This window comes from Gordonia sp. NPDC057258 (assembly GCF_042668985.1).
Taxonomy (GTDB): domain Bacteria; phylum Actinomycetota; class Actinomycetes; order Mycobacteriales; family Mycobacteriaceae; genus Gordonia; species Gordonia hongkongensis.
In genome coordinates, this window is sequence record NZ_JBHUXZ010000019.1 from 32227 (window position 1) to 53062 (window position 20836).

At 68.4% G+C, this 20836-nt stretch carries 22 protein-coding genes and 2 tRNA genes; 16 read left to right on the top strand and 8 right to left on the bottom strand.

Annotated features, from left to right (window positions below; all coding sequences use genetic code 11):
* Positions 1 to 51 precede the first annotated feature (51 nt).
* From ACFUEJ_RS14685 to ACFUEJ_RS14700, 4 genes are read left to right on the top strand one after another with little or no spacing between them, the layout of a single operon-like run.
* The gene (locus ACFUEJ_RS14685; RefSeq protein ID WP_388030181.1) at positions 52 to 1911 is read left to right on the top strand and encodes a pyruvate kinase; all 1860 of its coding nucleotides are present in this window, start codon (positions 52 to 54) and stop codon (positions 1909 to 1911) included.
* Between the two features lie 54 nt (positions 1912 to 1965).
* On the top strand, positions 1966 to 2769 hold the full coding sequence (gene recO, locus ACFUEJ_RS14690) for a DNA repair protein RecO (protein ID WP_055475472.1): 804 nt from the start codon (positions 1966 to 1968) through the stop codon (positions 2767 to 2769).
* Positions 2750 to 3571: an isoprenyl transferase gene (locus ACFUEJ_RS14695; protein ID WP_311276988.1), complete on the top strand. Its 822-nt coding sequence runs from the start codon at positions 2750 to 2752 to the stop codon at positions 3569 to 3571. Before recO ends, ACFUEJ_RS14695 begins: the two co-directional genes overlap by 20 nt.
* On the top strand, positions 3568 to 3978 hold the full coding sequence (locus ACFUEJ_RS14700) for a hypothetical protein (protein ID WP_068970366.1): 411 nt from the start codon (positions 3568 to 3570) through the stop codon (positions 3976 to 3978). The genes ACFUEJ_RS14695 and ACFUEJ_RS14700 overlap by 4 nt, the downstream gene beginning before the upstream one ends.
* Positions 3979 to 4281: 303 nt before the next feature.
* Here ACFUEJ_RS14700 and ACFUEJ_RS14705 read toward each other — a convergent pair whose 3' ends face one another.
* From ACFUEJ_RS14705 to ACFUEJ_RS14715, 3 genes are all read right to left on the bottom strand, one after another.
* Complete coding sequence (locus ACFUEJ_RS14705) at positions 4282 to 4710, bottom strand: Fur family transcriptional regulator (protein WP_058252074.1); 429 nt, start codon at positions 4708 to 4710, stop codon at positions 4282 to 4284.
* Positions 4707 to 5081 carry a helix-turn-helix transcriptional regulator gene (locus tag ACFUEJ_RS14710; RefSeq protein WP_065631461.1) on the bottom strand — a complete coding sequence of 125 codons (375 nt, stop codon included), beginning with the start codon at positions 5079 to 5081 and terminating at the stop codon, positions 4707 to 4709. The genes ACFUEJ_RS14705 and ACFUEJ_RS14710 overlap by 4 nt, the downstream gene beginning before the upstream one ends.
* 87 nt (positions 5082 to 5168) lie before the next feature.
* The gene (locus tag ACFUEJ_RS14715) at positions 5169 to 6707 is read right to left on the bottom strand and encodes a M28 family peptidase (protein WP_078112962.1); all 1539 of its coding nucleotides are present in this window, start codon (positions 6705 to 6707) and stop codon (positions 5169 to 5171) included.
* Between the two features lie 193 nt (positions 6708 to 6900).
* Between ACFUEJ_RS14715 and ACFUEJ_RS14720 the strand changes: the two genes are divergently transcribed.
* From ACFUEJ_RS14720 to ACFUEJ_RS14745, 6 genes are all read left to right on the top strand, one after another.
* Entirely contained in the window at positions 6901 to 8286 is a 1386-nt protein-coding gene (locus tag ACFUEJ_RS14720) for a glycine--tRNA ligase (RefSeq protein ID WP_078112890.1), read from the top strand.
* A 136-nt stretch (positions 8287 to 8422) separates the two neighbouring features.
* A complete protein-coding gene (locus ACFUEJ_RS14725) occupies positions 8423 to 8908 on the top strand; it encodes a cold-shock protein (RefSeq protein ID WP_058252071.1) in 486 nt (161 codons plus the stop codon).
* Entirely contained in the window at positions 8901 to 10217 is a 1317-nt protein-coding gene (locus tag ACFUEJ_RS14730; protein ID WP_388030188.1) for a deoxyguanosinetriphosphate triphosphohydrolase, read from the top strand. The genes ACFUEJ_RS14725 and ACFUEJ_RS14730 overlap by 8 nt, the downstream gene beginning before the upstream one ends.
* A gap of 62 nt (positions 10218 to 10279) precedes the next feature.
* Positions 10280 to 12202: a DNA primase gene (gene dnaG / locus ACFUEJ_RS14735; RefSeq protein WP_065631459.1), complete on the top strand. Its 1923-nt coding sequence runs from the start codon at positions 10280 to 10282 to the stop codon at positions 12200 to 12202.
* 115 nt (positions 12203 to 12317) lie between these two features.
* The gene (locus tag ACFUEJ_RS14740) at positions 12318 to 12875 is read left to right on the top strand and encodes a dihydrofolate reductase family protein (protein ID WP_065631458.1); all 558 of its coding nucleotides are present in this window, start codon (positions 12318 to 12320) and stop codon (positions 12873 to 12875) included.
* Between the two features lie 98 nt (positions 12876 to 12973).
* Entirely contained in the window at positions 12974 to 13213 is a 240-nt protein-coding gene (locus ACFUEJ_RS14745; protein WP_388030192.1) for a three-helix bundle dimerization domain-containing protein, read from the top strand.
* 62 nt (positions 13214 to 13275) lie between these two features.
* Here ACFUEJ_RS14745 and ACFUEJ_RS14750 read toward each other — a convergent pair.
* The 4 genes from ACFUEJ_RS14750 to ACFUEJ_RS14765 all read right to left on the bottom strand — a co-directional run bounded on the left by ACFUEJ_RS14750 (position 13276) and on the right by ACFUEJ_RS14765 (position 14309).
* A tRNA-Ile gene (locus ACFUEJ_RS14750) sits at positions 13276 to 13349 on the bottom strand.
* A gap of 122 nt (positions 13350 to 13471) precedes the next feature.
* Positions 13472 to 13544, bottom strand: a tRNA-Asn gene (locus ACFUEJ_RS14755).
* 126 nt (positions 13545 to 13670) lie between these two features.
* Positions 13671 to 13859: a hypothetical protein gene (locus ACFUEJ_RS14760; RefSeq protein WP_058252067.1), complete on the bottom strand. Its 189-nt coding sequence runs from the start codon at positions 13857 to 13859 to the stop codon at positions 13671 to 13673.
* Between the two features lie 60 nt (positions 13860 to 13919).
* Entirely contained in the window at positions 13920 to 14309 is a 390-nt protein-coding gene (locus tag ACFUEJ_RS14765; RefSeq protein WP_078112886.1) for a helix-turn-helix domain-containing protein, read from the bottom strand.
* Positions 14310 to 14417: 108 nt separating this feature from the next.
* On the opposite strand from ACFUEJ_RS14765, the gene ACFUEJ_RS14770 reads away from it, so the two are divergent.
* From ACFUEJ_RS14770 to ACFUEJ_RS14790, 5 genes are all read left to right on the top strand, one after another.
* Positions 14418 to 15278, top strand: a complete 861-nt coding sequence (locus ACFUEJ_RS14770) for an SDR family oxidoreductase (protein ID WP_388030196.1) — start codon at positions 14418 to 14420, stop codon at positions 15276 to 15278.
* A 119-nt stretch (positions 15279 to 15397) separates the two neighbouring features.
* On the top strand, positions 15398 to 16045 hold the full coding sequence (locus ACFUEJ_RS14775; protein ID WP_078112885.1) for a dihydrofolate reductase family protein: 648 nt from the start codon (positions 15398 to 15400) through the stop codon (positions 16043 to 16045).
* 48 nt (positions 16046 to 16093) lie between these two features.
* Positions 16094 to 16846, top strand: coding sequence for an isocitrate lyase/phosphoenolpyruvate mutase family protein (locus tag ACFUEJ_RS14780; protein ID WP_058252063.1), 753 nt, complete (start codon positions 16094 to 16096; stop codon positions 16844 to 16846).
* A gap of 68 nt (positions 16847 to 16914) precedes the next feature.
* Entirely contained in the window at positions 16915 to 17340 is a 426-nt protein-coding gene (locus ACFUEJ_RS14785; RefSeq protein WP_065631454.1) for a pyridoxamine 5'-phosphate oxidase family protein, read from the top strand.
* Between the two features lie 62 nt (positions 17341 to 17402).
* Positions 17403 to 18296: a hypothetical protein gene (locus ACFUEJ_RS14790; RefSeq protein ID WP_078112884.1), complete on the top strand. Its 894-nt coding sequence runs from the start codon at positions 17403 to 17405 to the stop codon at positions 18294 to 18296.
* Positions 18297 to 18597: 301 nt separating this feature from the next.
* Here ACFUEJ_RS14790 and ACFUEJ_RS14795 read toward each other — a convergent pair whose 3' ends face one another.
* The gene (locus ACFUEJ_RS14795; RefSeq protein ID WP_247449605.1) at positions 18598 to 19785 is read right to left on the bottom strand and encodes a TetR/AcrR family transcriptional regulator; all 1188 of its coding nucleotides are present in this window, start codon (positions 19783 to 19785) and stop codon (positions 18598 to 18600) included.
* Positions 19786 to 19987: 202 nt separating this feature from the next.
* Between ACFUEJ_RS14795 and ACFUEJ_RS14800 the strand changes: the two genes are divergently transcribed.
* Entirely contained in the window at positions 19988 to 20794 is an 807-nt protein-coding gene (locus ACFUEJ_RS14800; protein WP_374612707.1) for an enoyl-CoA hydratase-related protein, read from the top strand.
* The last annotated feature ends 42 nt before the right edge of the window (positions 20795 to 20836 follow it).

Genomic DNA, 20836 nt, shown 5'->3' on the forward strand with positions numbered 1-20836 from the left:
GGCGGCGCCGCCTCGCCCCGACCGTTCACCTGGGTCTGACACGGTGGCCGGATGGGTACCCCCGTCGTCATGTCGATCCCCGAATTGTCCTCGGCCCTGCACGAACTGCGCGACGACCTCGACCGCGCCGAGGAGCAGGCCGAATCGCTCATCGCCGCGGTCGCCGACCAGCACCGGGACAGCGCCCGCAACCTCGTGCACTACGTCGCGGTGCGACGCCGCGATCTGCGTCCGCTGCAGGAGTCGATGTCCGCGCACGGACTGTCGAGTCTCGGCCGGATGGAGTCGATCGTCTACTCGTGGATCGAGACGGTGATCGAAACGGTGGACGCCTTGGCCGAAGGTCGCACCCGGCATCCGATCTGGGGTGACCTCGCGGGCGGGGTGCGGACACTGACGCGTAATCGCGATCGGCTCCTCGGGTGCGTGCATCCCCGTGGCGGCGATGACGCCATCGCCGACGGACCCGGTGACGAGCACGGTGAGCGAGCCACCCGTGTGATGGTCACGATGCCGACCCAGGCCGCCGACGACCCCGACCTCGTCCGCGCCATGGGCGCCGCCGGGATGGACGTCGCGCGGGTGAACTGCGCACACGACGGCCCGGCCGAATGGGCGCGGATGATCGAGTCGGTGCGTGCTCTACCCGGCCGGGTGCGGGTGGCCATGGATCTCGCCGGTCCGAAGTTGCGCACCGGCCCGCTCGAACCGGGACCGAAGGTGATCAAGGTCAAACCGGTCCGCGCCGACGACGGCACCGTCGAACGGCGGTCGCGGGTGCGGCTCAGTGCCGCACCGTTCGACCCCGGCGCACGCCTGCCCGACGGCATCGACGCGGTCATCCCGGTACGCGCACTCGCCGACGTCGTGCAGGGAGACCGGTTGCGCCTACGGGACGCTCGTGGTCGCCGACGGCGACTCGAGGTGGTCGCGGTGTCCGAGGCGGGGATCGACGTCGAATGCGATCGCACCGTCTACTACGAGACGGGTACGCCGATCGGTTTGTCGGGCTCGGCCGACGCCGCTCCGATCGTCGTCGACGATCTGCCCGAGAAGCGTCAGCATCTGCTCGTGCGCACCGGTGACGAGATCCGGTTGCAGCGTGACCTCACGCCGACACCGGCGACCCGGACCGGGCCGCATCGGATCGGATGCGAGCTCGGGGACGCCTTCGACGACGTCGAGGCGGGCCATCGGGTGTTGTTCGACGACGGCAAGATCGCCGGGCGAGTGCGGGCGAAGCTCGACGGCGAGATCGTGGTCGACGTCGAGCGTGCCGCGCCGGACGGGACGAAACTCCGCGCCGAGAAGGGCATCAACCTCCCGGACACGACACTGCACATCCCGGCGCTCACCGCGTCTGACCGCGATGACCTCGAGTTCGTCGCGGCACATGCCGACATGGTGAACTGCTCGTTCGTCCGGTCGCCGGAGGACGTGGCCGACCTCATCGGCGAACTGAACCGTCGCGGTGCGTCCGATGTGGGCATCGTGCTGAAGATCGAGACCCGGGCGGCCTTCGAGTCGCTCCCGCAGATGCTGCTCGAGGCGATGCGCTGGGACGCGGTCGGGGTCATGATCGCTCGCGGCGACCTCGCCGTCGAGGTCGGGTTCGGCCGGCTCGCCGAAGTGCAGGAGGAAATCCTCTGGCTGTGCGAGGCAGCGCATGTGCCGGTCATCTGGGCGACACAGGTGCTCGACGGACTTGCCAAGAAGGGCGTGCCGTCCCGGGCCGAGGTCACCGACGCCGCGATGAGCCGGCGTGCGGAGGGCGTGATGCTGAACAAGGGGCCCTACATCGTCGAGGCCATCGAGGCGTTGACGTCGATCCTCGACCGGATGGGTGGTCACGTCGAGAAGAAGCGCTCGCTGCTGCGGCCGCTGACCTCGTTCGACATCGATCCGGGGTAGGCCGGCGGGCATGTCGGGGCACGTCGTGTCGGTACCCGATGGGAGAATGACCCGGTGAGGTTCTACCGGGATGAGGCCGTCGTGCTGCGCCAGCACAAGCTGGGCGAAGCCGACCGCATCATCACGTTGCTCACCGCCGAGCACGGTCTCGTGCGCGCGGTCGCCAAGGGCGTGCGGCGGACGCGGTCGAAGTTCGGCGCCCGGCTCGAACCCTTCGCCCACATCGACGTACATCTGTATCCCGGCCGCAGCCTCGACGTGGTCACCCAGGTGCACAGCCTGCACGCCTTCGCCGACGCCATCGTCGCCGACTACGGGCGCTACACCACGGCCTGCGCGGTCCTCGAGACCGCGGAACGGCTCGCGGGTGAGGAACGAGCGCCCACCCGTCAGCTGCACCGGCTGACGGTCGGGGCGCTGGCCGCGCTGGCCGACGACCGCCGGCCGCGTGAGCTGATCCTCGACGCCTACCTGCTGCGCGCGATGTACAGCGCGGGCTGGATGCCGGCGCTGGAGGAGTGCGCGCGGTGCGCGACACCCGGTCCTCACCGCGCTTTCCACGTCGCCGCCGGCGGCGCCGTCTGTCTGCCGTGCCGGCCACCCGGATCGGCGACCCCCTCGCCCGGCGTGCTCGACCTCATGGAGGCCCTGTTCCGCGGTCGGTGGGATGAGGTCGTCGACGCCACGCCGTCGCTGCGTCGACAGGCCAGCGGGCTCACCGCCGCGCATCTGCAGTGGCATCTGGAACGCCAGCTCCGAACCCTGCCGCTGATCGAACGCACCGCCCCTCATAGGCTGATGGAGACGGGTGTGGACACGGGCGTGAGGAGGGTCGACGATGGCGTTGCGGCCGGGTAGTTCGGCGAAGGGACGCAAGGCCGCGAGCCTCTGGACGGATGTCCGTCCCCCCGATCCGCATCCGAGCGGTGCCCGGCCCCCGGCGATCCCCGCGGAGTTCGTGCCCAAGCACGTGGCGCTGGTGATGGACGGGAACGGGCGCTGGGCCACCGATCGCGGGCTCCCGCGCACCGAGGGGCACAAGCGCGGCGAGGCCGTGTTGATGGACACCGTCTGCGGCTGTATCGAATTGGGGGTCGGCTGGCTCTCCGCCTACGCGTTCTCCACCGAGAACTGGTCGCGCAGCCCCGATGAGGTGAAGTTCCTCATGGGCTTCAACCGCGACGTCATCCGCCGTCGACGCGATGAGATGCACGAGATGGGCGTCCGGGTGCGCTGGGCCGGACGCCGACCCCGGTTGTGGCGCAGCGTGATCCGGGAACTCGAGATCGCCGAGGAGATGACCCGGGACAACACCGTGATGACGCTCACGATGTGCGTCAATTACGGCGGTCGTGCCGAGATCGCCGACGCCGCAAGGGAGATCGCGCGACGCGCGGCGCGCGGCGAGATCGACCCGGAGCGCATCTCGGAGTCGACCTTCGCGCGGTACCTCGACGAGCCGGACATGCCCGACGTCGACCTGTTCCTGCGTCCGTCGGGGGAGCAGCGGATCTCGAACTTCCTGCTGTGGCAGTCGGCGTACGCCGAGATGGTCTACCAGGAGAAACTCTTCCCGGACTTCGATCGGCGTGACCTGTGGGCGGCCTGTCTCGAATACGCCTCGCGCGACCGGCGATTCGGCGGGGTGAAGCCGTCGTGACCGACGCCGCCGCGCTCCTCGACCGGACCGCGCAGATCGTCGCCGAACTCGGTCCCGTCGACCGACCCGACGCCGACTCCCTCGTCGTGCAGGTCGGTCCGACGCGTGCCTCCATCCGCGTGCTCACGCTGGCCGACGGGCTCGACGTACTGGCCCTGACGCAGATGGTCGCGATGGACCTGCCCAACACCCCGACGCTCCGGGACGACGTCGAGGCGTGCGCCGCTCAGCTCAGCTTCGGCAGCCTCCGACGCTCCGACCGTGCGGGGGTCACCACAGATGTGCTGCAGTACTACACGTTTCCGGCGAGCCAGCTCGACGACGTGCCGCTGCTGACGGTCCTGCACATCGTCCTCGCCGCCGGTGTCGACGCCGCCGAACGGCTGGTGGGCCCGGCTTCTGCTTGAGTCTGGCGACATCGGATCCCGCTCCCTGAGGACTGAGAAGCGTTGAGCACGACCAATGCTCCCTGAGGCGTTGAGCGCGACCTATGCTCCCTGAGGACTGAAGAGCGTTGAGCACGACCAATGCTCCCTGAGGCGTTGAGCGCGACCAATGCTCCCTGAGGTGCGAGCGAAGCGAGCCACGAAGGGCCGCAACGTGTCTCGCCAGGACCCTTCGTGGCTCGTCGCTAGCGCTCCTCGCACCTCAGGGAGCAGTAGTTTGCGGTTTTTCGGATCGGGGAGCGGAGGCGGGCTCGTTCCGCCCGCTCAGTCCTTCTCGGCGGTTCGGCAGTCCCCACAGCGCCCGAAGACCTCGACGGTGTGGTTGATGTCGGTGAAGCCGTGCTGGGCGGCGATCTTCGCGGCCCAGCGTTCGACCGGTTCGGCCTGGACCTCGACGGTGGTGCCGCACTCCCGGCACACGAGATGGTGGTGGTGTCCCGACGAACAATGGCGGTATCGGGTCTCACCGGAACCGTCCCACAGGACATCGATCTGCCCGGCCTGGCTCAGCGCCTGCAGATTGCGGTACACCGTCGTCAGGCCGATGGATTCGCCCCGGGCCTTGAGGATCTCGTGGAGTTCCTGCGCGGAGCAGAAGTCCTCGGTGCCGGCCAGGGCGTCGGCGATCGCAGCGCGTTGGCGCGTCGACCGGATGCCGGTGACCGGCTGCGGCCCCGATGCGACGCCACTCATTCGTTCACCGCCCGGGACGCATCGGACGGCACGGCGCGGCCGTCGGTGGTCTCGTTCGCGTGGATCAGCGCATCGCCGACGATGTGCGCGACGTGGTCGTCGAGGAGTTCGTAGGTGATCTCGCGGCCGTTGCGCTGGCCTCGCACCACACCGGCGTCCTTGAGCACGCGCAGGTGCTGGCTGACCAGTGGCTGACTCAAGCCCAGGTGCCCGACGAGTTCGTGGACGCACTGCACCCGCTCCCGCAGGGACAGCACGATGGCGACGCGAGTGGGGGAGGCGAGGGCGCGCAGGAGGTCGGCGGCGGCTTCCCGCGCCGCGGCATCGGCCGCTTCGATCGGTCCGGGCCCGTCCAACGGTTGCGTCGACATCACGCTCCTCCTCGCCTGGCTCGCGCCACTGATCCGGCCATTCTATCGGAAATGGTTTTCAATCCGTGCCACCGGTGTCGCCGCTGGTCAGCCCTCGTCTGCACGTCGGCGCTCGGCCGGCGGCGGGACCCCGTCCGCACCTGCGGTCGACAACGCGTAGGTCGCGACCGCGGACGCGACCGCAGCCGAGTTGACGGCCAGCAGGTCGGTGTTCAGGTTGTCGAGGGTGTCGCGCGCGGTGTGATAGTCGGGGTCGAAGGGTTCGCCGGCCCGGCCGCCCCACATCTCCGCCTGCGCTTCGTCCTTCTTTGTTTCCGCGCCGGTGAACACCCCGCCGGAGGGGATGCCCACCGCGATGAACGGGCCGTAATCGGAACGGCCGTCGAAGTCGTCGGGGGCGAGGGGGATGCCGCGATCGGCGTAGAACTTCTCGAAGGTCCGCTCGATGCCCCCGGAGCCGTCCGGGCCGGGGCCGGCGCCCTGACGCTCGGAGTCGTCGCCGTCGTAGGTGAAGTACCCGCCGTTGGGTGAGGCGAGCATGTCGAAGTTCAGGTAGAGGGCCACTGCCGTACGCGCGGCCGGGTCGAGTCCCCGGACGTACTCGGTGGAACCCACGAGCCCGTCCTCCTCCGCGCCCCAGAACGCGAATCGCACGCGGTGCGGGACCCGCGGCGACGACCCGAGTCGCAGAGCCGTCTCGAGTACGGCCGCGGAGCCGCTGGCGTTGTCGTTCATGCCGGGTCCCTCGGCGACGCTGTCGAGGTGTGCCCCGGCCATGACGACGTCGTCGCCGGTGCCCGTCCGGGTCTCGGCGATCAGGTTTCGCGTGGTGATGCCGGTGGTCTTCGCCTCGACCGCAAGCGCGACCGATCGCGCCGACCGCACCCGATCGGCGTCGTCGCCCGCGATGCCGAGGACCGGGATCCCCGGACGGTCGTCCGGCCCCAGGGTGGCGCCGGTGAGCGGGCCGGGCTCGTTGTTGACCATGACGACCCCGACCGCGCCGGCCGACTCCGCGTTCCGTGCCTTGTCGGCGAAGGTGCAGGTTCCTCGGGTGATGACGGCGATCGCACCACGCGTCGTGGCCGGAAAGTCGGTGCTCGCGCATCCGAGGCCGTTGACGGCAACCGGGGCCCCGGTGACCGGGGTGTCGCCGGTTCCGGCCGAATACTCGACGACGCGGGTGGCGACCTTCAGGCCGTCGGCGGTGAGGCTGACCGGACCGGCGTCGAAGCGCTCGTACTCGACGGGCGGCGTCGTCACGTCGAAGCCCGCCGTGCGGAGGAGCCCGGCGACGTAGTCCAGCGAGGCGTCGTATCCGGGTGTGCCGGCCGCGCGGTTGCCGCCGTGGTTGGCGGCGATCTGGGCCAGCGCGCGAACGTGGGCCATCACGTTGTCGAGGGTGACGGCCTCGGCCAGCGCGGCCGGGGTGACCTCGTCGATCGGCGGTTCGGGAGAGGGCGTCGACACCGGCGCCGACGAGGGTCGCTGGGGCTCGGCGGACTGCTCGGCCGCGCACCCCACGGCCAGTGCCAGTGTCAGTGCGAGGCCGGCCGAGGCGAGGACCGGCCGACGCCCGCGGGCCGATGGGGGGACGCCGACGCGTCGGCGTATGCGAACGATCACCCTGCCACTCTCGCAGTTCCCGTCGGTGCATGTGGGTCCGACGGGTGCACCGTTGCCGGTGGTTTCGGGAATCGGCACACGTGCTCGGTAGTCTGTACGGGTTGCCGCCCGCATCTGGTGGATGCACGTCGAGCACCGAGCGTCAGTACGACCGTCCCAGCCGAACACCTCAACCCGTGGAGAGCAGTTAACCGTGGCCGCCCAGTCCAATGTGGAATCCGTCGTCAACCTCGCCAAGCGCCGGGGCCTGGTGTACCAGTGCGGTGAGATCTACGGCGGTACCAAATCGGCGTGGGACTACGGCCCGCTCGGCGTCGAACTGAAGGAGAACATCAAGCGGCAGTGGTGGCGCACGATGGTCATCAGCCGCGAGGACGTCGTCGGCCTCGACTCGTCGGTCATCCTGCCGCGTCAGGTGTGGGAGGCCTCGGGCCACGTCGAGGTGTTCACCGACCCGCTGGTCGAGTCGCTGCACACCCACAAGCGCTACCGCGCCGACCATCTCATCGAGGCCTACCAGGCCAAGCACGGGCACCCGCCGGCCAACGGTCTGGCCGACATCAACGACCCGGAGACCGGGCAGCCCGGCAACTGGACCGAACCCAAAGCGTTCAGCGGTCTGATGAAGACGTTCCTCGGGCCTGTCGACGACGAAGAGGGTCTGCACTACCTGCGTCCCGAGACCGCGCAGGGCATCTTCGTGAACTTCAAGAACGTGATGACCACCGCGCGCAAGAAGCCGCCGTTCGGCATCGCGCAGATCGGCAAGAGCTTCCGCAACGAGATCACACCGGGCAACTTCATCTTCCGCACCCGTGAGTTCGAGCAGATGGAGATGGAGTTCTTCGTCAAGCCGGGCGAGGACGAGGAATGGCACCAGTACTGGATCGACCAGCGCTTCGACTGGTACGTCAACCTGGGCATCGACCCGGAGAACCTGCGGCTCTACGACCACCCGAAGGAGAAGTTGTCGCACTACTCCAAGCGGACCGTGGACGTGGAGTACAAGTTCGGGTTCACCGGCAACCCGTGGGGTGAGCTCGAGGGTGTCGCCAACCGGACCGACTACGACCTGTCCACCCACAGCAAGCACTCGGGGGAGGACCTGTCGTTCTTCGACCAGGCGTCGGGTGAGCGCTACACCCCGTTCGTCATCGAGCCGGCGGCCGGCCTGACCCGCTCGCTGATGGCCTTCCTGTGTGACGCCTACACCGAGGAGGAGGTGCCGAACGCGAAGGGCGGCACCGACACTCGGACGGTGCTGCGGCTCGACCGCCGGCTGGCCCCGATCAAGGTCGCCGTGCTGCCGCTCTCGCGCAACGAGAAGCTCTCGCCGAAAGCCCGCGACCTCGCCGCCGAACTCCGCAAGCACTGGAACGTCGAGTTCGACGACGCACAGGGCATCGGCAAGCGGTACCGCCGGCAGGACGAGATCGGCACGCCGTTCTGCGTGACGGTCGACTTCGACACCCTCGACGACCAGGCCGTCACGGTGCGCGAACGGGACACCATGAGCCAGGAGCGGGTCGCGCTCGACAAGGTCGCCGAGTATCTCGGCGGCAAGCTGCTCGGCGCCTGATCCTGCTCCCGGCCGCGCGGGCCGGGTGTTCACGATTCCGCCTGACCTGCGGATGTCTGTCACAATCGATGACGAGTTGTCGCGTGGAGTAGGGCATGGGGTCCGTCGTGCGCGCGACGAGAGAGTGAGTGGAGTCGTGTCTGTCAGCGGGAAAGTCGTTCATTACGACGCGAATCGGGGATTCGGGTTCTTGGCGCCGGAATCGGGCGGCGCCGATGTGTTCCTCCACATCAACGACATCGACATCGACGAGAACTCGTTGAAACCGGGTGCCAAGGTGTCCTTCGACATCGAGGAGACCGACCGCGGTTCCAAGGCCGTCAACGTCGCGGTGACCGAGGCCGCGCCGGCCGACGACACCGCCGGCGCACGGGCGCACCGCCGCGACGAGCACCACGGCCGCGACCGTGATCGTGGGGACCGGGGCGACCGCGGACGTCACGACGACCGCGGCAGTCGTCGTCCGCGCGGCGGGGGCGGCTCGCTGGATGCCGCCGCGTTCACCGAAGAGCTCACCGAGCTGCTCCTCGACGCCGACGGCGCCCTCACGGCTCGTCAGATCGTGGCGATCAGGCAGCGGGTCACCGACTTCGCCGTCGCCCGGGGCTGGGTGCTTGACTAGCACCCGACAGGGTCCCGAGACGGTCGGGCATGTGCTCCCGACGGTGGCAACCTACGGCGACGAGGCCGTCGAGCGGTTCGTGCCCGAGGGCGCCAAGGTCGCTAGTCTGCCCGGCACCCGGACCGACCATCGAAGCGACTTCGCGCGGGACCGTGCGCGGGTCCTGCACTCGGCCGCCCTGCGCAGGCTGGCCGACAAGACGCAGGTCGTCGGTCCGCGCGAGGGCGACACGCCCCGTACCCGGCTCACGCATTCGCTCGAGGTCGGGCAGATCGGCCGGGGGATCGCCATCGGTCTCGGCGCCGAACCCGACCTCGTCGAGCTTGCCGGACTCGCCCACGACATCGGTCATCCGCCCTACGGACACAACGGCGAACGTGCGCTCGACGAGGTGGCGGCGGAGCACGGTGGTTTCGAGGGCAACGCCCAGAACCTGCGCATCCTGACGCGGCTCGAGCCCAAGCTGCTCGATGCCGACGGGCGCAGCGCCGGTCTCAACCTCACCCGTGCGTCCCTGGACGCGACCCTGAAGTATCCGTGGACCCGACGCACACCCGGAGGCAAGTTCGGGGCCTACGACGACGATGCCGCCATGCTGGCGTGGATTCGCCGAGGCGCGCCCGGGACCCGACAGTGCGTCGAGGCGCAGATCATGGACTGGTCCGACGACGTGGCGTACTCCGTGCACGACCTCGAGGACGGCGTCATCGGTGGCCGGATCGACCTGCGGACCCTCGGCGATCCGCAGGATCAGCGCGCTCTCGCCGACATCGGCGCCAAGGAATTCCCGGGTCTCGATCCCGCGGCCCTCGTCGACGCCGCCGCCCGCCTGCACCGGATGGACATCGTGCGGTCGGTGGGTGTCTTCGACGGCACGCTCGACTCCTATGTCGCGCTCAAGCGGTTGACGAGTGAGTTCATCGGCCGCTTCGCGTCGGCCGCGATCACCGGCACCCGCGAGGTGGTCGGCGACCGGCCGGTCTCGCGCTACGATGCCGACCTCGAGGTGCCGGAACTCATCGCCGCCGAGGTGTCGATGCTCAAGACCCTGGCACTGCGCTTCATCTTCTCCAACGAGCGGCACAAGGCGACACAGCGTCGTCAGCGGGAACGCATCCACCGGGTCGCGAACTGGTTCGCCGAGGCGGCGCCCGGGGGCCTGGACCCGATCTTCGTGCCGTGGTGGAACGCCGCGTCCGACGATGCCGCCCGCATGCGGGTCATCGTCGACCAGATCGCGTCCATGACCGAAGGCCGGCTCGAGCGCACCGACAAGCACAATTCGGGGGCCCAGGCGCATCTGGGGTAGGCCGCGCATGGTCGACGAAGCACCCGGCCGGGCGGCCTCACCGGCGTCACTACACTGGTCGCGTGGCAGGCCGAATTCCCGATCGCGACATCACGGCGATCCGTGAGCAGACGAGGATCGAGGACATCGTCGGCGACTACGTCGCCCTCCGGCGCGCCGGTGCCGACAGCCTCAAGGGTCTGTGCCCCTTCCACGACGAGAAGTCGCCGTCGTTCCACGTCCGTCCCAATCACGGCCACTTCCACTGCTTCGGCTGCGGCGAAGGCGGCGACGTGTACAGCTTCCTGCAGAAGCAGGAGCACATCAGCTTCGTCGAGGCGGTCGAGCAGCTCGCCGATCGGATCGGCTACCAGATCAACTACGAGGGCGGCGGTACCGCCATCAAGCGGGACCGCGGCACCCGCGCGCGACTGGTGGCCGCCAACGCCGCCGCGGCCAAGTTCTACGCGGCCGCGCTGCAGTCACCCGAGGCGCAGCCCGCGCGCGACTACCTCAAGGAACGCGACTTCGATGCGGTGGCGGCCGTCCAATTCGGTTGCGGTTACGCACCTGCCGGCTGGGACACGATGACCAAGGCGCTGCTGTCGCAGGGCTTCGAGTTCAGCGAACTCGAAGCCGCCGGTCTGTCCAAACAAGGACGCAAGGGGCCGATCGACCGCTTCCATCGCCGTCTCCTGTGGCCGATCCGCAACCTCGGCGGGGACATCATCGGGTTCGGCGCCCGCAAACTGTTCGACGACGACAACCTCGGCAAGTACATGAACACGCCGGAGACCATGCTGTACAAGAAGTCTCAGGTGCTGTTCGGTCTCGATCACGCGAAGAAGAGCATCGCCAAGGGGCATCAGGTGGTGGTCGTCGAGGGCTACACCGACGTCATGGCGATGCATCTGGCCGGCGTCACCACCGCGGTCGCCTCGTGTGGCACCGCATTCGGTGAGGACCACCTCGCCCTCATCCGGCGGCTGATGATGGACGACTCGTACTTCCGCGGCGAGGTGATCTACACCTTCGACGGGGACGATGCCGGAAAAGCAGCCGCGCTCAAGGCCTTCGAGGGCGAACAGTCCATCTCGGGGCAGACGTTCGTGGCGATCGCGCCCGACGGCATGGACCCCTGCGAACTCCGGCAGGAGAAGGGCGACGCCGCCGTCCGCGACCTGGTCGCGCGTCGGGTGCCGATGTTCGAGTTCGCGATCAAGGCCCTCCTCGCCGGCCACGACCTCGACACCGCCGAGGGCCGCGTCCACGCGTTGCGCGACACCGTCCCGGTGGTCGCCCGGATCAAGGACATCGCGCTGCGTGACGAGTACGCCCGCCAGCTGGCGGGTTGGGTCGGTTGGGAGGAGGTCTCCCAGGTTCTCGGCAGAGTCCGCGAAGAAGGCGCGAGAATTCGAAAGGCGCAGGGCGTCAGTAACTCCGGCAGTCGGGGGAGCGGTCGCGGTGCTCGTAATCGGCCGGAGGCGGAGGCCGCGCCGACGTCGGCCCGCCCCCAGCCCAACGACCCGCGCCTGTGGCCGCAGCGGGAAGCGCTGAAGGCGGCGCTGCAGTATCCGGCGATCGCCGGCACGGTCTTCGACTCGCTGCCCGTCGAGTGCTTCAACGAGCCGGCCTACGCGATCATCCGCCAGGCGATGACCGGGCTCGGCGGGACGTCGTCCGGTCTGGGTGGCGCGGCCTGGGTCGACGCGGTGCGCAATGCCGTCGACGACCCGATCATCGATCCGCTCGTGACCGAACTCGCCGTCGAATCGATGCCGGTCGACGAGGACAACATCGCCCGCTACATCTCCAGCGTGCTCGCACGGTTGCAGGAGGTGTGGGTGGGCTCGCAGATCGCCGACATCAAGTCGCGTCTGCGCCGGATGGCACCCAGCGACGACCCCGACGGCTACAACGCGGTCTTCGGTGATCTCGTAGCGCTCGAGGCCTATCGTCGTAGCCTGCTGGAACAGGCTGTCGACCCGATCGTCGACGCGGGCTGACACACCCGCGTAGGTCTTCGCGCCGACGGTCGCGGGGCCGGCGGCCGATGAGTATCCGTCTCCGGCCCGGTCTACCCCGTCGGTACCCCCACGCCACCGACGGAGGCAGGAATCCATGGCGACAACGATCTTCTCGGCGACGGCATCACTCGACGGGTTCATCGCCGGACCCGGTGGCGACATGTCGTGGCTGACCCGATTCTTCGACGTGCCCGCCGACGGGCAGCCGGCGTCCACTGCAGCGGACGATGCCGCCGCACGGTTGATGCGCGGCACCGGCGCACTGCTGGTCGGCAACCGGTCGTTCCGCGGCGATGACCCCAACAAGGGCACCGACCGCGAGGGTGCGTTCGGCGGCGAATACGACGGTCCCGCCGTCGTTCTCACACACAACCCGCCGGCGGACCCCGTCGACGGCTTCACGTTCGTCTCGGATCTGCACGAGGCGGTCGACCTCGCCGCCCGGACGGCCGGCGACGGCTACGTCACCGTCATCGGCGCCGACGTCGCGCGACAGATGATCGATCACGGGCTGCTCGACGAGGTGCTCGTGTTCTTCGTCCCGGTGTTCCTGGGCGCGGGGGTCCGGCTGTTCGACCGTCCCGAGGGCGGCGAGGTCAGACTCACGCCCATTCCCGGTGAGACCGAGTACTGGTGTCGCGTCGAACGATGAGCCCGGTGCTGGCGGCCGGCGACGAACTCCAGCTGAACAGTCGACGACGGTTTGCCTCCCACACTGCGAGACGACCGGTCGCTGCCTAGCGTGGGAGCGTGGACGCGAATGACGAGCGCCGGCAGGTCACCGAGGTTCAGCACCGCCTGATCGGGATGTACGGCGACAGAAAACCCGAGGAAGTGGCCGATGCGGTCGAAGCCGCGTACCGACACTTCGACGGCACCGACGTGCGCGACTTCGTGCCGCTGCTGGTCGAGCGCCGCGCCAACGAGACACTCAGTGGCTCTGCGGTGATGGCCGAATCGACCGATGTGCCACCCACAGTGGGTGAGTGAGCGCTGCGGGCCCGGCCGGGGGATTGTTTGCTCTCGCTCTGTGCTACAACGCTTTTCGTGCGTGGGGCGGGCGGGGCTCGAACCCGCGACCTACGGATTATGAGTCCGCGGCTCTAACCGACTGAGCTACCGCCCCGTGGGCCCGAGAGCCCGCTGCTGGACATTACCGCACGGTCGACGGTCATATGAATGCGGACCGGCACGACTGCCGAAGACGAGAAAACCCGTCACCTGCCGACGCGGGTGACGGGCCTCTTGCTCCCCCAACTGGACTCGAACCAGTAACCGTTCGATTAACAGTCGAATGCTCTGCCAATTGAGCTATGGGGGACTGCCTCGGACCTGCTCGGCGCTCGTGGAGCGCGTCATCAGGACCGAGGACAGACTTTAGCGCATGGTCATGTCGGACGACAAAACGGGCGGTCAGCCGCATGCGGCGGCCAGGCCGCCCGTTGCGCTACTCCCGGGGGTAGTCCTCGGGGTCGATCTCGACCTCGGTGGCCTGTTCGGCGGCGTCGGCGTCGTCGGCCTCGAACGGCACGCTGGGGTTGACACCTTCAGCGGGATCGGGCGCTGCCGTCTGGGCCTGCTCGAGTGCATCGGCCTCGTTGGCCTCGACCGGCAGGTCGGCTTCCGGTGACGTCATCGGGACGCTCCTCTCCTCGTCGGACTCCTACGTCTCCACGTGTACCCGACGAGAGTGGTTTCAGTCGCCCCCGCGTCGCTCGTCGTAGTCGGCCTGGGCGTCGCGGACGGCCGGCATGTTGTTCTGCACGAGTTCGATCAGGCCGCTCAACTGGTCGGCGACCTGCCTGCCGAGCGGAGTGAGGTGGTACTCGACCTTCGGCGGGATGGCTTCGAGGACGGTGCGCACGATCATGCCGTCGCGTTCGAGGCTCTGCAGGGTCTGCGAGAGCATCCGTTCGCTCACGCCGTCGACGCGTCGCCGCAGCGCGCTGAATCGATAGTTGCTCTCCCCCAACGCGATCAGCACGAGGCTGCCCCAGCGTCCGGTAACGGTCTGCAGTGTGGTCCGGGACGAGCAGTCCCGGGCGAAGACGTCCGCCTCGAGGGACTCGTCGCTGATCTCGATCACGTGCTCAACGGTAGCCGAATCGACGAGACCTTGCTAACAGTTCGTATTGCACTTACGAAAAGTAAGTGCATACTGGGAGTCGTCCAACCGACAGAGATGAGGAATCAGATGACCACAGCAGTGACCGGCGCGACGGGACAGCTCGGCGGACTCGTGATCGACGAACTACTCGCCCGGGGCATCGCCGCCGCCGACGTGGTGGCGATCGTCCGCGACGAGTCGAAGGCCTCGAAGCTCGTGTCGCACGGCGTTTCGGTCCGTGTCGCCGACTATGACGATCCGGCATCACTTGTCGACGCCCTCGTCGGCGTCGACAAGTTGCTGCTGGTCTCGGGTTCGGCGGTCGGGCAACGTGTTGCCCAGCACACCAACGTGATCGAGGCGGCGGAGGCCAACTCCGTCGAACTGATCGCCTACACCAGCCTGCTGCACGCCGACACGAGCGGTCTGAGTCTGGCTTCCGGGCACGTCGCCACCGAAGCTCGACTGAACGAGTCGTCGGTGCCCGCCGTGATCCTGCGCAACGGCTGGTACTGGGAGAACTACCTGGCCGCCATCCCGCAGGCGGCGGCGACCGGAACGCTCCTGGGTGCCGCGGGTGAGGGAAAACTCGCTGCCGCCGCTCGTGCCGACTACGCGGCTGCGGCCGCAGCGGTCCTCACCGCCGACTCGGACCAGGCCGGCAAGGTCTACGAGTTGGGTGGTGACGAGCGGCTGACCTACGGCGAATTCGCCCGAGCGATCGGTGTGGCATCGGGTGCGACCGTCCAGTACCGCGACCTCTCCGAAGCCGACTACCAGGCCGCTCTCGTCAGCGCGGGTCTGCCGGAACCGGTCGCCGCGATGCTGGCCGGCGCAGATGCCGGGATCAGCCGCGGTGAGCTGGACACCGACTCCGGCGACCTCCAGTCGCTCATCGGCCGGTCGTCGACCCCCGTCGCGGAGGTCATCGCGCAGGCGCTCGCCTGACCCGGCGTCGTACGATCGGCGTCCGGCGTGCTCCGCGCCGAGTCGCATCGATGAGTTTGGCTGCGACACCGAGTCTGTCCGCATAGATTGCTCGTGCCGACCGACAAGGAAGCCGAACCATGCCACAGCAACTCAGAGTCCAGAACTTCTCGATCTCACAAGATGGGGTCGGGGCGGGGGAGAACCAGACGTTCGAGCGTCCCTTCGGTGATCGCGTCGAACCGTGGGAACTGATGTCGTGGGCGGGCGCCACCGCGAGCTGGCCCAACCGGACCGACCCGGGTGGCACCCGCGGCCTCGACGACTATTTCACCCGCGACTTCGCTCATAACATCGGTGCGGAGATCATGGGCCGCAACAAGTTCGGTTATCAGCGCGGACCGTGGACCGACCATGAGTGGCAGGGCTGGTGGGGTGATGAGCCGCCGTTCCACACTCCCGTCTTCGTACTGACGCACCATGTGCGGCCGTCGTTCACGCTGAGTGACACCACGTTTCACTTCTTGGACGCGACCCCGGCCGAGGCCGCCGAGCAGGCGAAGGCCGCGGCGGACGGCAAGGACGTACGTATCGGCGGCGGCGTGAGCACCGTCCGGGAGTTCCTCGACGCCGACCTCATCGACACCCTCCACATCGCCGTCGCACCCGTCACGATCGGCGCCGGACTCAAACTCTGGGAGTCACCCGAGGAGCTCGAGGGCCGGTATCACCACGAATCCGTCCCGAGCACCAGTGGCGTGACGCACCATTTGTTCTGGCGCAAGTAGCGCAATGGCGGTGGAATGAGACCGGGAACTCGCGTAGTTGTAGGGACCATGACGGAACTCGCCGGCAAGGCCACGACTCTGCTCGAACTCCACCAACCGGGAAACCCGGTCATCCTGCCCACGGTGTGGGACGCCTGGTCGGCGAACCTCGCGATCTCCGCCGGGTTCACCGCGCTCACCGTCGGCAGTCACCCGGTGTCGGACTCGATCGGCAAGCCCGACAACGAAGGAATCACGTTCGAGGAACTGACTACCCGCATCCGGCAGATCACCACGGCGGTCGACGTCCCGATCTCCGTTGACATCGAGTCCGGCTACGGGGAGGACCCGAAGACGCTCATCGACGGCCTGATCGCCGCGGGCGCCGTCGGTCTGAACATCGAGGACACCGTGCACAGCGAGGGCGGACGCCTTCGCGAGCCACAGGAGCACGCCGATTTCGTGGGTGCGCTGCGGGCGGCGTCCGACGCCACCGATGTCCACGTGGTGATCAACGCGCGCACCGACCTGTTCGTCAAGCAGGTCGGCGACGAATCCGACCGCCTCGACCGGGCGATCGAGCGAATGAAGCTGGCTGCCGATGCCGGCGCAGACGTGCTGTACCCGGTCGGTTTCCACGACGACGCCGCGCAGAAGCGGCTCACCAGCGAACTGCCGTTGCCGGTCAACGCGATCGGCCATCCGACCAAGAACACCAAAGCGGCACTGGCCGAACTCGGTGTCGCCCGGGTCAGTTTCGGCCCGATCTTCCAGATGGTGCTCGCCGAACGCGCCGCCGAGGTTCTCGAACCCTGGAAGTAGTCACACCGCTCTCCTCCGGGTCGTCGAACCCGGAGGGGAATGTCGGTGGTCCGAACTACCGTCGGATCATGGCACTCACGAAATCCGAACGAGAAGCGTTCCTGTCCGAACCCCATGTCGCGGCGCTGTCGGTCGAAGCCGAGCCCGGCCGGGCGCCGCTCACGGTCCCGGTGTGGTACCAGTACGAGCCGGGCGGTCGCCCCTGGCTGCTCACCGGAACTGAATCGCGCAAGTTGCAGCTCATCCGTACCGCCGGGCGGTTCACGCTCATGGTCGACGAGGTGTCGCCGCGGCTGATGTACGTGGCCGTGTCGGGGGATGCGGTCGACATGGTTCCGGGCACCCGCGGCGACCTGCAGGAGATGGCGGCGCGCTACCTCCCGCCCCAGGCCGTCGACCCCTACGTGGAGATGGCCGAGAAGGATCACGGTCCCCAGACCAAGCTGTTCCTCGAACCGAAACAGTGGGTGTCCCTGGACCTCGGTGCGCTGTGACCGACGGGCCGTGATCCGGCAGCGAGACGAACCCGTCGGGAACGTCTCGCTACATTGAACGCATGCCGAAGTCGCGTTCCACGTCCGACCAGCCCGAACAGTCCGTCGACGCGGAGTCTCACCAGGCGACATCGCCGACGGGCGAGCAGGTCACCCCGCTCGACGGCAACGAGTTCCTGCAGGCCAATCGCAGCAACCGCGACAAGTACCGCGCCGAGGCCGAGGCGAAGGCGGCGGAAGCAGCCCGCAAGGCCGAGCGCCGACGCCCGGCTGACGAGCCCACGGGTGCCGACGAGCCGGCCGATACGGACGACGCCGACGGGTCCGACGACGCCACGACCGAGGTCGCGGACCCACGCCCTGGCTCGGACCGCACCCCCCGCAAGCTCGATCCCGCCACGGCGCGTAGGAGTGGTTCCCGCCGGTGGACCGGTTGGACTTCGACGGTCGGCAGCCGACCGTGGGCGGTGATCGCGCTGATCGTGGCGGTCGTCGTCCTCGCGGCGTCGACGGCGGTGCTCGCCGTGGCGTACGTGGATGCCGATGAACGCGCCGAGTCGAGCGCGTCGGCCGGTACGACGACGTCCCTCCTCGAGACCGCCCGGCGGTACGCGGCCGAGATCTCGACCTACAACTCAGCCGACTACGCAGACCTCGACCGACGCATCCGGGAGATCTCCACGCCGGCGTTCACCCAGACCTACATCGAGTCCTCGCAGGACGCCCGCCGCGGATCCGCCGAGGCCGAATCGGTGTCGACGGCGACGGCCGACAATGCGGGCCTCATGTCCGTCGACGACGGCAAGGCCGTTGTGCTGGTCACCCTGGACCAGACCCTGAAGTCGCCGCAGACCGCCCAGGAGTTCCCGGAGGGATTCCCGTATCAGTCGCGGGTCAAGGTCACCCTCGTGGAGCAGGACGGTCGCTGGCTGATGGACGACTTCGCGGTGCTGTGAGGCCTCGGCTCCCTGATCCGAAAGAAGCGAGTCCTATCGCTCCCTGAGGAGCGCCCGGAGCTTGTGGAGGGCGCGACCAATCACCGCCTTCCTAATCCGAAGGAACGACATAACCATTGCCCCCTGAGGTGCGAGGAGCGTTAGCGACGAGCCACGAAGGGCCTGGTGAGACACGTTGCGAAGCCCTTCGTGGCTCGCTTCGCTCGCACCTCAGGGAGCAGTGGCTCAGCACGTCTCTCGGGTTCTGCAGTTCTTTCGGATCAGGGAGCGAAGTTCGGCGTGCTTGCCGGTCATCAGATAGTCAGCCGTGCAACAGAATCCGCATCGCCAGTGCGTCGATCCGGTCGGGGGAGGGCGGTAGGGACTGACGCGACAGGTCGGTGACCACGTTCAGGGAAGCGTGTACGAGGAAGCGCGCCTGCGAGAGCGACAGCTCGTCGCGGACGCGGGTGAGCCAGGTGGCGAACTCGTCCACGGTGATCCGCTGCTGGTTGCGTAGTTCCTCGCGTGCCTGGGGAGTCGTGTGCCCGATCTCGGTCTCGTAGATCGCGATGAGATCGGTTGCGCTGGATGATAACCGGATGTACGAGGCGACCATCGCGGCGATCGCCTCGCGGGGCGTGGTCGACGCCGCCAGCGCGTCGGAGATGGCCGACGTGACCCGGTCGGTGGCGCGCCAGAACGAGGCCTCGAGAATGGCGACCTTGCTGGGGAAGTGGCGGTACACGCCTGATGCCGGCAGGTCTGCCGCGTGTGCGATGTCCTCGATCGTCACGTCCCGGAACCCGCGGGCGGCGAACAGCTCGATCGCCTCGGTCAGGATGACCTCGCGCTTGGCGGCCGGGGCGAGTCCGGTCACCGACGGCGGCTCGGGGTCGGTCGGCTCGGGCAGCTCGACCCCGAGTAGGCCGATCGCGGCGGCCGACATCAACGCTGTCGCCTCGCGGGCCGGCAACGAGGCGCGATGCGTTGTCGGACTCGCCGCGACGCTGATCATCGCCGCGGCAACGAGATTGGCGTCGAGATCGGTCAGCGACGGGCGCAGCCGGCGGGCGGCGGCACGCACACGACGATGCTGGTGGACGACGACATCGCGGACGATCGCGGCGTCGGCGGGCTCGAGGTAGCGCGACTCCCACCGGTACAGCCCACCGCGGCGACGATTGTCGAACGAGGTGGCGGTGATCGCCTCGAGGAGTGCGGGCAACTCCTCGGGCGACCCCTCCGGGACGGTGTCGAGAACGTCGCGCAGGCCGGTCGCGAGGTCGGCGGTGGTCTCGGCGAACAGTGCGTACTTGTTCGGGAAATGCCGGTACAGCGCCGGGGTGGAGATGCCGACGGCGTCGGCGATGTCGTCGAGCCGCACCGCGTGGTACCCGCCGTCGCTGAAGGCCTTCGCCGCGGCGTCGACGATCATGCGTCGCCGGTCGGCGGGACGACGACGCCGGGCGCCGGTGTCCGGGCGCGACGTCTGCGGGCGGGCGGTCATGACGACAGAGCCTATCCGGAGACCACGTTCTCGTGACAGATTTCGGCATCGACCGGCAAAACCGCAGGAGAGACCGGCTTGCGAGTCTGATAAGTTAACCGAGATTCTCGTGATCTGCGTCGCATTGTGGTAGTAATCTAGGCGATGGCACAGATTCGGGGGGCTGTGTCTACCGAGAAGCCGGCCTGGAGTGGGGAGAGCAGTGAGCGAAGAGATCACGCGCGGCGGAGTCATCACATCGGTGGACGACTCCGGGATCGGGCGCCTGACGATTTCTCGTCCGGAACGGATGAACGCCCTCGACGGCGGGGCCCATCAGGCGATCGAGGACACGTTGGCGGAGTGGTCGACTCGCGACGACGTCCGCGTGATCGTGCTCGACGGCGCGGGCGGCAGTTTCAGTGCGGGCGCCGATGTCCGGGGCTTCGCCGAACAGTCGACCGCGGGCGGCGCCTCCGGGTTCACTCCGACGCAGGCGCGTCAGATCATCTCCGGAGGTTCTGATCTCATCCGGGCCGTGCGTTCGGTCCCGGTCCCGGTGATCGCCTCCGTCGACGGTGCAGCCGCGGGGATCGGTGCGTCGCTCGCACTCGGTGCCGACCTCATCTATACGACGGCCAGGTCGTATTTCCTGCTCGCGTTCGTCAACATCGGTCTCATGCCCGACGGCGCCGCCTCGATGTCGTTCGCGACGGCCGTCGGTCGCGTGCGTGCCAACGAGCTGGCGCTGCTCGGTGAGAAGCTGCGTGCCGCAGAGGCTCTCGACGCCGGACTCGTCAACGGCGTCGTCGAGGATCGTGCCGCGCTCGACGAGGTGGTCGGCAAGGTCGCCGGCAAGCTCGCGGGTAAGAGCGCTGCCGCGCTCCGGCTCACGAAGGCCGCGCTCGACGCGCACACGATGTCCGGTTTCGAGGCCGCGATCGAACGAGAACTCGACGGCCAGACCGAACTGCTCCAGTCCCCGGAGTTCCAGGCGGCCATCACCGCGTTCGCCGGCGCCTCCAAGTGAGCGCCGCGACACGTCGGAATCGCTGTACCACAACCGTTCCCG

Coding starts and splice junctions, on each gene's coding strand:
- ACFUEJ_RS14760 (WP_058252067.1), bottom strand. CDS start 13,859: ATGACGTCACCGGAAGCCGACCTGCCGGTCGAGGCCAACGAGGCCGAT.
- ACFUEJ_RS14705 (WP_058252074.1), bottom strand. CDS start 4,710: ATGAGTGGCGTCGCATCGGGGCCGCAGCCGGTCACCGGCATCCGGTCG.
- ACFUEJ_RS14695 (WP_311276988.1), top strand. CDS start 2,750: ATGGCGTTGCGGCCGGGTAGTTCGGCGAAGGGACGCAAGGCCGCGAGC.
- ACFUEJ_RS14740 (WP_065631458.1), top strand. CDS start 12,318: ATGGCGACAACGATCTTCTCGGCGACGGCATCACTCGACGGGTTCATC.
- ACFUEJ_RS14790 (WP_078112884.1), top strand. CDS start 17,403: ATGCCGAAGTCGCGTTCCACGTCCGACCAGCCCGAACAGTCCGTCGAC.
- ACFUEJ_RS14775 (WP_078112885.1), top strand. CDS start 15,398: ATGCCACAGCAACTCAGAGTCCAGAACTTCTCGATCTCACAAGATGGG.
- ACFUEJ_RS14780 (WP_058252063.1), top strand. CDS start 16,094: ATGACGGAACTCGCCGGCAAGGCCACGACTCTGCTCGAACTCCACCAA.
- ACFUEJ_RS14710 (WP_065631461.1), bottom strand. CDS start 5,081: ATGTCGACGCAACCGTTGGACGGGCCCGGACCGATCGAAGCGGCCGAT.
- ACFUEJ_RS14785 (WP_065631454.1), top strand. CDS start 16,915: ATGGCACTCACGAAATCCGAACGAGAAGCGTTCCTGTCCGAACCCCAT.
- ACFUEJ_RS14770 (WP_388030196.1), top strand. CDS start 14,418: ATGACCACAGCAGTGACCGGCGCGACGGGACAGCTCGGCGGACTCGTG.
- ACFUEJ_RS14685 (WP_388030181.1), top strand. CDS start 52: ATGGGTACCCCCGTCGTCATGTCGATCCCCGAATTGTCCTCGGCCCTG.
- ACFUEJ_RS14795 (WP_247449605.1), bottom strand. CDS start 19,785: ATGACCGCCCGCCCGCAGACGTCGCGCCCGGACACCGGCGCCCGGCGT.